This is a genomic window from Nocardiopsis sp. LDBS1602, assembly GCF_035818715.1.
GTDB lineage: Bacteria > Actinomycetota > Actinomycetes > Streptosporangiales > Streptosporangiaceae > Nocardiopsis > Nocardiopsis alba.
The window spans coordinates 44378-57453 of record NZ_JAYLVW010000003.1; the positions used below are offsets into that span (position 1 = coordinate 44378).

At 68.4% G+C, this 13076-nt stretch carries 7 protein-coding genes and 1 pseudogene; 1 reads left to right on the forward strand and 7 read right to left on the reverse strand.

Features of this window, described 5'->3' with window-relative positions:
• Positions 1-11 precede the first annotated feature (11 nt).
• The 7 genes and pseudogenes from gyrA to dnaA all read right to left on the reverse strand — a co-directional run bounded on the left by gyrA (position 12) and on the right by dnaA (position 12115).
• Positions 12-2612, reverse strand: coding sequence for a DNA gyrase subunit A (gene gyrA / locus U9J66_RS12290; RefSeq protein ID WP_017536092.1), 2601 nt, complete (start codon positions 2610-2612; stop codon positions 12-14).
• Between the two features lie 49 nt (positions 2613-2661).
• Positions 2662-4599 (reverse strand): DNA topoisomerase (ATP-hydrolyzing) subunit B, encoded by a 1938-nt coding sequence (gyrB, locus tag U9J66_RS12295; RefSeq protein WP_081536485.1) that lies wholly within the window; start codon positions 4597-4599, stop codon positions 2662-2664.
• A 472-nt stretch (positions 4600-5071) separates the two neighbouring features.
• A complete protein-coding gene (locus U9J66_RS12300) occupies positions 5072-5599 on the reverse strand; it encodes a DUF721 domain-containing protein (RefSeq protein ID WP_017536091.1) in 528 nt (175 codons plus the stop codon).
• Positions 5600-5624: 25 nt separating this feature from the next.
• Entirely contained in the window at positions 5625-6755 is a 1131-nt protein-coding gene (gene recF, locus U9J66_RS12305; protein WP_326337728.1) for a DNA replication/repair protein RecF, read from the reverse strand.
• 102 nt (positions 6756-6857) lie between these two features.
• Positions 6858-7766 (reverse strand): annotated as a pseudogene (gene gnd / locus U9J66_RS12310) (phosphogluconate dehydrogenase (NAD(+)-dependent, decarboxylating)); the annotation flags it as partial.
• Positions 7767-7860: 94 nt separating this feature from the next.
• Entirely contained in the window at positions 7861-9000 is a 1140-nt protein-coding gene (gene dnaN, locus U9J66_RS12315; protein ID WP_014912073.1) for a DNA polymerase III subunit beta, read from the reverse strand.
• A 1198-nt stretch (positions 9001-10198) separates the two neighbouring features.
• Entirely contained in the window at positions 10199-12115 is a 1917-nt protein-coding gene (dnaA, locus tag U9J66_RS12320) for a chromosomal replication initiator protein DnaA (RefSeq protein WP_442789856.1), read from the reverse strand.
• Positions 12116-12872: 757 nt separating this feature from the next.
• On the opposite strand from dnaA, the gene rpmH reads away from it, so the two are divergent.
• Positions 12873-13016, forward strand: coding sequence for a 50S ribosomal protein L34 (gene rpmH / locus U9J66_RS12325; protein WP_014909187.1), 144 nt, complete (start codon positions 12873-12875; stop codon positions 13014-13016).
• Positions 13017-13076 lie beyond the last annotated feature (60 nt).

Genomic DNA, 13076 nt, shown 5'->3' on the forward strand with positions numbered 1-13076 from the left:
TAACGCGCAGTCTAGGCCTCCTGGTTGCCTTCACCCGCGACCTCTTGATCGCCCGTGTCGAGCGGACCCTCCGTGTCGTCGATCTCCTCGGCGTCCTCCGCCGCTTCGGCGTTGGCGGCGACGGCGACGATCTTGTTGCCCTTGTCGAGGTTCATCAGCCGGACGCCCATGGTGGTACGGCCGGACTGCTTCACCTCGGCGGCCCCGGTGCGGATGACCCCGCCCGCGGAGGTGATCGCGAAGATCTCGTCGACCTCCGGGTCCACCATGAGGGCGCCGACCAGCTTGCCCCGGGCCTCCACGACCTTGGCGGTCAGGACGCCCTTGCCGCCCCGGTTCTGGGTCGGGTACTGCTCGGACGGGGTGCGCTTGGCGTAGCCGTTCTCGGTGGCGACCAGAACGTCGGTCGAACCGTCACCGGGCCGGATGACGTCCATGGAGAGCAGGTAGTCGCCCTCCAGGAAGCGCATGCCGATCACACCGCTGGTGGCGCGACCCATCGGACGCAGCGACTCGTCGGAGGCGGAGAAGCGGATCGCCTGGGCGTCGCTGGAGATCAGCAGCAGGTCGTCCTCGGGGAAGACCAGTCGGGCGGCGATCAGCTCGTCGTCCTCGCGCAGGTTGATCGCGATGATGCCCGCCGAACGCGCGGAGTCGAAGTCCTCCAGACGCGACTTCTTGACCAGGCCCTCCCGGGTGGCCAGCACCAGGTAGGGGGCGGCCTCGTAGTCGCGCAGGGCCATGATCTGCGCGATCTCCTCGCCCGGCTGGAAGGGCAGCAGGTTGGCCACGTGCTGGCCGCGCGCGTCACGTGCGGCCTCCGGCAGCTCGTAGGCCTTCGTCCGGTACACCCGTCCCTGGTTGGTGAAGCACAGGATCCAGTGGTGGGTGGTGGTGACGAAGAAGTGCTGGACGATGTCGTCCTGCTTGAGCTGGGCCCCGCGCACGCCCTTGCCACCGCGCTTCTGCGCCCGGTAGTTGTCGATGCGGGTGCGCTTGGCGTATCCACCGCGGGAGATCGTGACGACCACGTCCTCCTCGGCGATGAAGTCCTCCATGCGCATGTCGCCCTCGAAGGGGATGATGTGCGTGCGCCGCTCGTCGCCGTACTTCTCGACGATCTCGCCGAGCTCCTCGCGGATGATGGAGCGCTGGCGCTCGTCCGAGGCGAGGATGTCGTTGTAGTCGGCGATGAGCGTCATGAGCTCGTCGTACTCGGCGGTGAGCTGGTTGCGCTCCAGCGCCGCGAGCTTGCGGAGCTGCATGTCGAGGATGGCGCGGGCCTGGATGTCGTCGATCTCCAGGAGCCCCATCAGTCCGGTGCGGGCCTCGTCGGCCGACGCGCTGGAGCGGATGAGGGCGATGACCTCGTCGATGCGGTCCATGGCCCGCAGCAGGGCGCGCAGGATGTGCGCCCGCTCCTCGGCCTTGCGCAGGAGGTACTTCGTCCGGCGGACGATGACCTCGACCTGGTGCTTGACCCAGTGCCGGATGAGCTGGTCCAGGCGCAGGGTGCGCGGCACCCCGTCGACCAGGGCCAGCATGTTGGCACCGAAGGTCTCCTGGAGCTGGGTGTGCTTGTACAGGTTGTTCAGCACGACCTTGGCCACGGCGTCGCGCTTGAGCACGATGACCAGACGCTGACCGGTACGGCCGCTGCTCTCGTCGCGCACGTCGGCGATGCCGGTGATCTTGCCGTCCTTGACCAGGTCGGCGATCTTCAGCGCGAGGTTGTCCGGGTTGACCTGGTAGGGCAGCTCGGTGATGACCAGGGTCTGCCGGCCCCGGCCGTCCTCCTCGACCTCGACGACGGCGCGCATGGTGATGGAGCCGCGGCCGGTCCGGTAGGCCTCCTCGATCCCGCGCTTGCCCACGATGAGTCCGCGGGTGGGGAAGTCGGGGCCCTTGACCCGGGCGATGAGCTCGTCGAGCAGCTGCTCGTCGTCGACCTCGGGGTGGTCCAGGTACCAGTTGACGCCGTCGGCGACCTCGCGCAGGTTGTGCGGCGGGATGTTGGTCGCCATACCGACCGCGATCCCGGAGGAGCCGTTGACCAGCAGGTTCGGGAAACGCGCCGGCAGTACGACGGGCTCGGCGGAGCGGCCGTCGTAGTTGGGCCGGAAGTCGACGGTCTCCTTGTCGATGTCCCGGAGCATCTCCATGGCCAGCGGCGCGAGCTTGCACTCGGTGTAGCGCATGGCGGCCGCCGGGTCGTTGCCCGGAGAGCCGAAGTTGCCGTTCGGGTCGACCAGCGGCATCCGCATCGACCACCACTGGGCCAGGCGGACCAGGGTGTCGTAGATCGCACTGTCACCGTGCGGGTGGTAGTTGCCCATCACGTCGCCGACGACGCGGGCGCACTTGAAGTAGCCGCGGTCGGGCCGGTAGCCGCCGTCGTACATCGCGTACAGCACACGCTGGTGGACGGGCTTGAGGCCGTCTCGGACGTCGGGGAGGGCGCGGCCGACGATGACGGACATCGCGTAGTCGAGGTAGCTGCGCTGCATCTCGACCTGGATGTCGACCGGTTCGACCCGGTCCGTCACGCGCGGCAGGGACTCCACCTGGGAGTCGCCGCCCTCAGGGGCGTCGGGGTTGTTCGCATCCGTCACGGATGTCGATCCCTTCTAGGCTGGCTTGAGCGGGTGAGAGCGGGATTCCCTAGATGTCCAGGAAACGGACGTCCTTGGCGTTGCGCTGGATGAAGGAACGCCGGGACTCGACGTCCTCGCCCATGAGCACGCTGAACATCTCGTCGGCCTGGGCCGCGTCCTCCAGGGTGACCTGGAGCAGGACACGGCGGTCGGGGTCCATCGTGGTGTCCCACAGCTCGTTGGCGTTCATCTCGCCCAGACCCTTGAAGCGCTGGACCATGTCGCGCGGGCGCGGGTCCTTCTTGCCGGCGGCGATGCCGGCCTCGATGACCTGGTCGCGCTCGGCGTCGGAGAAGGCGTAACTCGCGTCGTTGCCCTTCTGGTCCCACTTGATCTTGTACAGCGGCGGCGCGGCCAGGTAGACGTTACCGGCCTCGACCAGCGGCTTCATGAAGCGGAACAGCAGGGTGAGCAGCAGGGTGCGGATGTGCTGACCGTCGACGTCGGCGTCGGCCATGAGGATGATCTTGTGGTACCGGAGCTTCTCCGCGTCGAAATCCTCGTGGATACCGGTGCCCAGGGCGGTGATGATCGCCTGGACCTCCTGGTTCTTGAGGATCCGGTCGATGCGGGCCTTCTCCACGTTCAGGATCTTGCCTCGGATGGGCAGGATGGCCTGGTTGTGCGGGTTACGACCGCCCTTGGCGGAGCCGCCCGCGGAGTCACCCTCGACGATGTAGACCTCGCACTCCTCCGGGTCCGTGGACTGGCAGTCCGACAGCTTGCCCGGGAGGGAGGTGGTCTCCAGGAGGGTCTTGCGGCGGGTCAGATCGCGGGCCTGGCGCGCCGCGACGCGGGCGCGGGCCGCCTGGCTGGCCTTGGAGACGATGTCCTTGGCCTCGCCCGGGTTGCGCTCGAACCAGTCGCGCAGGTGCTCGTTGGTGACCTTCTGGACGAAGGACTTGGCCTCGGTGTTGCCGAGCTTCGTCTTGGTCTGACCCTCGAACTGCGGGTCGGCGAGCTTGACCGAGATGATCGCGGTCAGACCCTCGCGGATGTCGTCGCCGGTGAGGTTGTCGTCCTTGTCGCGCAGCAGCCGCTGGTCACGGGCGTACCGGTTGACCAGGGTCGTGAGCGCGGAGCGGAAACCCTCCTCGTGGGTGCCGCCCTCGGCCGTGTTGATGGTGTTGGCGAAGGTGTGGACCGACGAGGTGTACGACTGGTTCCACTGCATCGCGATCTCGACCGCGATGCCCTCGCCCTCCTCCTCGAAGGAGATGATCGAGGCGTGGGCGGGTTCCTTCTTGTTGTTGATGTGTCGGACGTAGTCCGACAGACCCTCCTCGTAGTGGAAGGTGTTGACCACCGGGCCGTCGTCGGTGTGCTCGGGACGCTCGTCCCGAATGGTGATGGACAGCCCCTTGTTGAGGAAGGCCATCTCCTGCATCCGGCGGGCGAGGGTCTCGAACGAGAACGTGGTCGTCTCGAAGATGTCGCCGTCGGCCCAGAAGGTGATCTGGGTACCGGTCTCGTCGGTCGCCTCGCCCTTGACGAGCTCGCCCGTGGGGGCGGTCATCTCGTAGTGCTGACGCCAGACGTGCCCCTGCTGACGGATCTCCACGTCCAGGGCCGTGGACAGCGCGTTGACGACGGAGATACCGACGCCGTGCAGACCGCCGGAGACCGCGTAGGACTTTCCGTCGAACTTTCCGCCCGCGTGCAGCGTGGTGAGGACGACCTCCACGGCCGGACGCTGCTCCACGGGGTGGATACCGACCGGGATACCGCGCCCGTTGTCGGTCACCCTGAGGCCGCCGTCGGCCAGCAAGGTCACCTCGATGGCGTCGGCGTGGCCCGCCAGGGCCTCGTCGACCGAGTTGTCGACCACCTCGTACACCAGGTGGTGCAGACCGCGCTCGCCGGTGGAGCCGATGTACATACCCGGGCGCTTGCGTACTGCCTCAAGCCCCTCGAGAACCGTGATTGATCCTGCGTCGTAGGCCAAGTGGGAACACCCTCCTGCTGGGGACGCCTGTCGGCCGCGGCCGAGCGGACAACGGTCAACCCACGACAGGGCGATCGGAGGGGCGACGTACATCGCAGCACCTGGGAGATCACCGTTCGCCGCACGGGCCGCCCGCCCACCCTCTACATGGGGGCGTGGTACCGGCTACAGGCGTCTGAAGAACCTTCTCCATGATACCTCGCGCGGTACGACAAAGTGGCATTGGCGGCGCTGTGCCGCCCGAGAACGAACGATCAGGGAGGGAGCCGAGCCCCTACACGCGGGAGGGCCTTCTCGCAACTCCCGGCGCGGTTCAGTGCCCTTGCGCGCCCCTTCGCCCGTTCCCGCCCGAAGGGTGAGGTCCGGTCCTCGTGGGGTCGCCCGGAACGACCGGACCGCTCGATCCTCCCGAACAGGCCGTAAAGCCCCTGTTCATGGCGGTCTCGGACGAACCACCCCGCTCCCGACGCGTTCAGCGACGACGGGAACCGGGCCCCTTCACCTTGATGGAGACGACGGTCCCGTCCCCCAACTCCTCGTTGAGCCGGCGCATGAGATCACGCACCATCGCTCGCGCATGGGCCGCCATGGTCGGCGAATCGGCCACCACGACCAATTCACCTTCCGAATAGCTCTCCGGTCGCAGATGTTCGGCGTTGAACTCGCCGACGATGTCGCTCCACCGGCCGAAGACCCCGCCGATGGCCACCTGTTCCTGCCAACCGTGTTCGATCAGCCAGGTGCGGACCGCGTCTCCGAAGAGTTGGGGCTCGTTCCGTGACCGCAATCGGCCACGCGCGCGCGGGCGCGAGGTGCCTCTGGGGACCGCCCCTCGTTCACGGGCCTCGGCCCTGGCGCGGGCCAGGGCCTGCCGGGCCAGATCGGCCCCCGAGGCGTGCGGCACGGTGGGGACCACCGCCTCCCCCGAGACCGCCGACCCGTCCACAGGTTGTGGACGGTGTCGGTCGCCACCGCCTCCGAACGTTCCCCGTCCCGCCATCGGATCCACAGGCTGTGGATGACGCTCATTCACGCTCGACCACCCCCCGACGCACCCCGTATCTCACGCCGTCCAACTCCCCGGGGATGTCCTCGCCGACCGCGGCGGTCACCAGGACCTGCTCGGCGTCGCCGACCCGTTCCGCCAGACGACGTCGCCGCTCGGCGTCGAGCTCGGCGAACACGTCGTCCAGGATCAGGACCGGATCGTCCCCCTCCGCCCTGAGCAGATCGAACGCCGACAGCTTGAAGGCCAGCGCGTACGACCAGGACTCCCCCTGACTGGCATACCCCTTCGCGGGCAGCTCACCGAGGCGAAGGTGCAGTTCATCGCGGTGCGGCCCCACAAGACCGACCCCGCGCTGGAGTTCGCGATCGCGTTCCCGTTCCAGGGCGCCACGCAGGAGGTCCACCAGCGCCGGGCGGTCGAAGGGGGTCTCCTCCCCCTCCTCCACCGCGGAACTCCGGTAGGTGGGGACGGCGGGCCCACCGGAGTCGGTCAGCCCCGCGTAGTTCTCCGCCACCAAGGGCCGCAGCTCCTCCACCAGAGCAAGACGGGCTGCCAGGAGTTCGGCGCCGGCCTCCGCCAGATGCGCGTCCCACACCTCCAACGTGCTCAGGTCGGGGGCGGCCCGCTGACGAAGACGCGCGGAGGCCGACTTGAGCAGGGCGTTGCGCTGTTTGAGGACCCGCTCGTAGTCGGAACGCACCCCCGCCATCCGGGGAGTACGGGCCACGAGGAGGTCGTCGAGGAAGCGGCGTCGCTCTCCCGGATCACCCTTCACCAGGGCCAGATCCTCGGGGGCGAAGAGCACCGTGCGCAGGATCCCCAGCACGTCGCGGGGGCGCCCGGCCGCGCCTCGGTTCACCCGGGCCCGGTTGGCCCGGCCCGGGTTGATCTCCAGATCGACGAGCATGTCCCGACCGTCCCGCATGACCCTGGCGCTCACGATCGCCCGGGCGGCGTCCTGACGGACCAGCGGGGTATCGGAGGAGACACGATGGCTGCTCAGGGTGGAGACGTAACCGATCGCCTCGACCAGGTTGGTCTTGCCCTGACCGTTGGAGCCGACGAACACGCTCACGCCGGGTTCGAGTTCGAGCAGAGCCGACTCATAGGTGCGGAAATCGGCCAGTTGCAGGTGAGAGACGTACATCCGGCCTTCCTCCTGGTGCGGGGGAGCGCAGAACGATGACAGAGGGTGAGAAAAGGGAGAGGGGCGGTCCGGGTCGGGCCCGGCCGCCCCATGACGCGGGGATCAGCTCTGTGATCCGGCGTCGTCGGCCTTGGTGACGGCGTGTCCGCCGAACTGGTTGCGCAGGGCGGCGACGACCTTCATGGCCTGGCTGTCGTCCTGGCGGGAGGCGAAGCGGGCGAAGAGCGCCGCGGTGATGGCCGGGGCCGGGACGGCCAGGTCGACGGCGGCCTGGACGGTCCAGCGGCCCTCACCGGAGTCCTGGGCGTAACCACGGAGCCCGGACAGGTCCGGGTCCTCCTCCAGGGCCCTGCTGAGCAGGTCGAGCAACCAGGAGCGGACCACGGTGCCCTCGCGCCAGCTCTCGAAGGTGCCGGGGACGTCGTCCACGATGCCCGAGGCGACCATGAGCTCGTATCCCTCGGCGAAGGACTGCATCATGCCGTACTCGATGCCGTTGTGGACCATCTTCACGAAGTGGCCGGCACCCACCGCTCCGGCGTGCACGAAGCCACCGCCGTCGTCGGGGGTCAGGGAGTCGAAGACCGGGCGCAGACGCTCCACGTTCTCGGCCCCACCGCCGACCATGATCCCGTAACCGTTCTGGCGGCCCCACACACCGCCGCTGACCCCGGCGTCGACGTAGCCGATGCCCTTGGCCGCCAGCGCCTCGGCGCGGTTGCGGTCGTCGACGTAGTGGGAGTTGCCGCCCTCGACGATCAGGTCGCCCTCGGCCAGGAGCTCGCCGAGCCGGTCGATGGTGGCGGAGGTCGGGTCGCCCGCCGGGACCATCACCCAGACCACGCGGGGCGTCTGAAGGCGGTCGACGAGGGCCTCCAGGCTCTCCACGTCGCGCTCACCGGGGGAGGCGTCGTAGCCGACGACGTCGTGCCCCTTCTCCCGCAGGCGGGCGGCCATGTTGCCGCCCATCTTGCCGAGTCCGATCATTCCGAGTTGCATGCTTGGGCTCTCCCTTGGGCACCTGTGGACACGTGGAAGCCGACCGGCCCGGGCATGGAGCCGCGGGCCGGGCGGCGGACGCCGGTCTTCGAGTTCGCCGGATCCGTCAACCGGACAGGCGCACCGGCATGATCAGGTAGCGGTATTCGGGGGAGCCGCCCTCCTCGGCCGGCTTTCCGGTGAGGATCGCGGGCTTGGTCGAGGTGGTGAAGTGCAGGCGGGCCACGTCGGTACCGATGGCGCCGAGCCCGTCGAGCAGGTAGCCGGAGTTGAAGGCGATCTGGATGTCCTCGCCGTCCAGCTCGGCCTCCAGGGTCTCCACGGCCTGGGCGTCCTCGCCGGTCCCGGCCTCCAAGACCAGGGCGCCCTGGGAGAAGGCCAGACGCAGCGGGGTGTTGCGCTCGGCGACCAGGGAGACGCGCTTGACCGCCTCGATGAACTCCGAGCGGCTGACCTCGGCCACCGTGTTGAAGGTGTCCGGCAGCAGGGCGCGGTACTTCGGGAACTCGCCGTCCAGCAGACGGGTGGTGGTCCGGCGACCGCCGCCCTCGAAGCCCATCATGCCCTCACCGGAGTCGCCGCCCGACAGGGCGATGGAGACCTCGGCGCCGGAGGTCAGCGACTTGGCGGTGTCGTGCAGGGTCTTGGCCGGGACCAGGGCGACGGCGGACAGCTCGGGGTTCTCCGGCTTCCAGCTCAGTTCGCGCACGGCCAGGCGGTAGCGGTCGGTGGAGGCGAGCGTGATGGTCTCGCCCTCGATCTCGACCCGGATGCCGGTGAGCATGGGGAGCGTGTCGTCACGTCCGGCGGCGACGGCCACCTGGCCGACGGCCGCGGCGAAGACGTCGCTGCCGATGGTGCCGCTGACACCGGGCATCTCCGGCAGGGAGGGGTAGTCCTCGACCGGCATGGTGTTCAGGGTGAACTTCGCGCTGCCGCAGGTCACCACGACCTTGGGGCCGTCGGTGGAGATCTCCACCGTCTGCGGCGGGAGGTTGCGGGTGATCTCGGCGAGGAGACGACCGGAGACCAGGGTCTGCCCGGGCTCCTCGATCTCGACGTCGACCGAGACCTGGGCGGAGACCTCGTAATCGAACCCGGACAGGCGGACCCGCTGACGACCGTCGACCTCGGAGGCGTCGAGCAGGATGCCCGCCAGGACCGGTACCGAGGGGCGTGTCGGGAGTGTGCGCGCTGTCCAGGCGACAGCGTCGGACAGTACGTCGCGTTCGACCCGGAACTTCACTTACCGACTCACTTTCCGCAAGGCCGGTGGACCGGCCATAGCCTCAACGTTGCAGCTCGTGGGCCCACCGAGGGCTCCGTCAACAGGGTGTGGACGCGCCGATCGCGGGAGCCGCCTCGATGCCCGTGGGACCACCGCCCGAAGCGGGACGGCGAAGGACAGGGGCGAGAACACACGTTACCCGGATTCACCCGCTGTCGCTGCCGGCTCGGGACTCGACCGCCGTCACCTCGATCTGGAGGCGTTGTCCACAGTTTTTCCGCGAAGCTGCTTTGAAGCCCCAACTGAGCTTAGGTAGGTGCGTCGTAGTAGTAGGGCCTGTGGATAATGTGGATAACCATTGTTTCCGCAGGTCAGCTCAGGAATTTTTGTCCACAGGCCTTGTGGAGAACCCTGTGGGTAACTCGGGCCGCCTGTGGACGGAGCAGAGGCCTCTCAGTTTTTCCACACGCCGTCCACAGTCTCATCCACAGGTTTTCCCCATCTTTTCCACAACAGCCGGTGATGCGGTGGTCGGATCATGGGTTCCCCTGTCCACAGGGCGACCCCGGGTTACCCACAGGGCCGAGGCGGTTGTCCACAGCTTGTCCACAGGGTTATCCACAGATTTTGGGGCCTGGCTGTGGATAACTCGGCTCCGGTGCGGCAAAAATTTTTTTCCCGACCCTCGCGCATACCTCTCGAATCAGGGCGAAAGGTCTGTGCACAGGGTTTTCCACAGGTCACCGGAACTTTGTGAGCAACGTTCGTTGTCACGGTGGTCGCACCCCCCTGGCCGGCACGGACAAAGGGTCGCTCCACCTCCCGAAAGCCCTGAGGAGCAGGGGCGAACCATACGTGTCGGGCACGGACGGTAGCACCCGGCGACGACACTCTCCTATCCCCCGAGAGGGGAGGAAACCTCGCACAAGCCTGTGGATAACTCTCCGTGGGCGGACCCCGGAGGGTTCGGACGACGGAGGGACGCGGAACCTGTGGACAACGTCTCCCTCCTCGGGGCGGAGGGGCTGTGGACGGCGGAACGGGGCTCTCGGAGGAGCGAGGGCCCCGTTCCGGGGGATGTGGACGTGTCGACTTGTGGACGGAGCGACGAGGCGACTCGTCCACACGTGGGCGACGGAGAGCGGGAGAGAAGAGAGGAGGAGGGGCACCGCACGGTGCCCCTCCTCCTCTCGCGCGTCGTCCCCGACCGGGACGGTCAGGTGAGCGTCGGTTGGTCCTTGATCCGACTGGTGAGCTCGTGGACCTGGTTGTAGATCGAGCGGCGCTCCGCCATCAGCGCCCGTACCTTGCGGTCGGCGTGCATGACGGTGGTGTGGTCCCGACCGAACTGCTGGCCGATCTTGGGCAGGGAGAGGTCGGTCAGCTCCCGGCACAGGTACATCGCGATCTGACGGGCCGTCACCAGCACCCGGGAACGGGAGGTCCCGCACAGGTCCTCCAGGCTCAGCCCGAAGTAGGCGGCCGTCTGGGACATGATCGTGCTCGCCGTGATCTCGGGGACCTCGCTGTTGGGCACCAGGTCGCGCAGGACCTGGCCGGTGAGGTCCAGGTCGACCGACTGCCGATTGAGGCTGGCGAAGGCGGTCACCCTGATCAGGGCGCCCTCCAACTCGCGGATGTTGGTCGAGATCTTGCTGGCGATGAACTCCAGCACCTCGGGCGGTGCCGCCAGGCCCTCCTGGGCCGCCTTCTTACGCAGGATGGCGATGCGGGTCTCCAGCTCGGGCGGCTGGACGTCGGTGAGCAGACCCCACTCGAACCGACTGCGCATGCGGTCCTCCAGCGTGGTGAGCTGCTTGGGAGGCCGGTCGCTGGAGATGACGATCTGCTTGTCGGAGTTGTGGAGCGTGTTGAAGGTGTGGAAGAACTCCTCCTGCGTCTGCTCCTTGTTCTCCAGGAACTGGATGTCGTCCACCAGGAGCACGTCGATGTCCCGGTAGCGGCGGCGGAACCCGTCCGCCTTACCGTCCCGGATCGAGTTGATGAACTCGTTGGTGAACTCCTCCGAGCTGACGTAGCGGACCCGCGAGCCTTCGTACAGCCGGTGCGTGTAGTGGCCGATGGCGTGCAACAGGTGGGTCTTGCCCAGACCGGAACCGCCGTGGATGAACAGCGGGTTGTACGCCTTGGCCGGGGCCTCGGCCGCGGCGACGGAGGCCGCGTGGGCGAACCGGTTGCTGGAGCCGATGACGAAGGTGTCGAAGGTGTACTTCGGGTTCAGCCGCGCGTGATCGCCCGGCGGGATCTCCGGAGAGCGCCCGGGCGGCGCGGTGGGGGAGGGGGCCTCGGCGGCGGGCCTCGCCGACTCCGGGGGCTCCTCCTCCGCGGTCTTCGCGTCCTCGACCTCGTTCGGGGCCACCGCGCCGACCTCGGGTGTCTCGGCGGCCTCGGGCGCCGGGGTCTCCCAGCGGTTGGGGCGGTCCCAGTCGGCCTCGCCCCACCCCTGCTGTCGCCAGAGTTCCTCCTGGGTGGGCCATCCTCCGGCCGCCCCCCAGGACGCGGGGGTCTCCGGCGGCGTCTCCTGGAGTCCGGGCGCCTCGGCCGGGGTCTCCGGCGCGGGTGCCTCGGGCCACGGTTCCGCGGATCCGCCCGCGGTGGGGAGCGGCTCCTGGGTCCCGTGCGCCCCCTCGGGGCCGAGCAGGTCGGCGGGGACCGGGCCTCGCTCGGGGGCGGGCGGCGCGGGAGGGCTCGCCGGGCGCGCGTGCTGACCGCGCGGCTCCTGGAAGGAGGGCCGGGCGGGGGAGGGGCGCGGTTCGGAGACCGGCGGCGCGTGGTCGGGCAGGGCCGGGCCCTGGTCCCGCCCGGGGGAGAACGGCCCGGGCACGGGCTCTCGGGGCCCGCCATAGGGCGACGGGGTCGGGGGAGGGGTGGGGACGGCGGTGGGATCCACCGTCACCGCCACACGGATCTCCCGTCCCAGGTGGGCGGAGAGAGCCTTGCTGATCGCCGGGTGGAGCCGGCTTTCGAGGACCTTCTTCGTGAACTCGTTGGGCGCCGCGATCAGCGCGGTGTCCTCGATCAGGCCCAGCGGACGGGTCTGCGGCAGCCAGGCGCGCTGGTGTGCGGGGAGGGCGTCGTTGTCGATCCCGTCCAACACGCTCGACCAGACCATTGCGAGGTTGACCTGTGCGTCAGCCAAGGTGACCTGCCATGGTTGCTGTCCCTTCGGTGCGGATCTGTTCGGGTGGGTTTCGGAGGCGGTGAGGGGACGGGGGAGATAGGTGCTGCGTGTCTCGGTGTCGGACCCCGGGAGGTCCGTCACTCCCATTGTCCTCCCCTGAGGGAGGTGTCGGGGCAGGGATGGAGGTACGGATCCGGACTCTCGGGCCGGAACCACCCTGTGGAGAACTCCACCGCCCGCGTGTCGCGGGGGCGGCGAGGTCCCCCGGGTTTCCACAGGTTCCCGGGGTTGTCCACAGGTTGTGCACAGGTTTATCCACAGGATGTCAGGAGTCTGTGCACAGTGGGAGGTTATCCACAATCCCCTGTTCAGAAGGGGTTTATAGCGTTTCTGTTCGACGGCGGGGAGGCTGTGGACAGCTTCGGAGGCGAGTTATCCACAGGTTGAGGTTATCCACAGACCCCACCTTCTGTGGAAGTCTCACACGCCGACCGGGCGGGTTGTCCACAGGCCGTCGGAGTGAGCGCGCGCAGTGGTCTCCACCACCGCCCGGCCCCCGCCCGGAGGCCCACGCAGCGGTCTGATTTGACCCCGACCCGACCAGGTCGTATCTTCTTTATGCTTATGCCGAGGATTCTGCCTGCGCTCGTGAGATCACGATGTCGCGGCGACGGCGTACGCACTGTAAGGCCCCGCATATCCTGGGGGTCTGTCGTAGTACTTTCCTGACACGCCCCTGGAGCCAGTAGTGAGCAAGCGTACGTTTCAGCCGAACAACCGGCGTCGCGCGAAGGTCCACGGCTTCCGGCTGCGCATGCGTACGCGCGCCGGTCGCGCCATCATCGCCTCGCGTCGTCGTAAGGGACGCGCCGCGCTGACCGTGAGCCACTAGGCCACGCGCAGCCTCAAGTCTTCACTGGGACCGTCCGGCCTTCTCGCCGGCCGGTCCCTT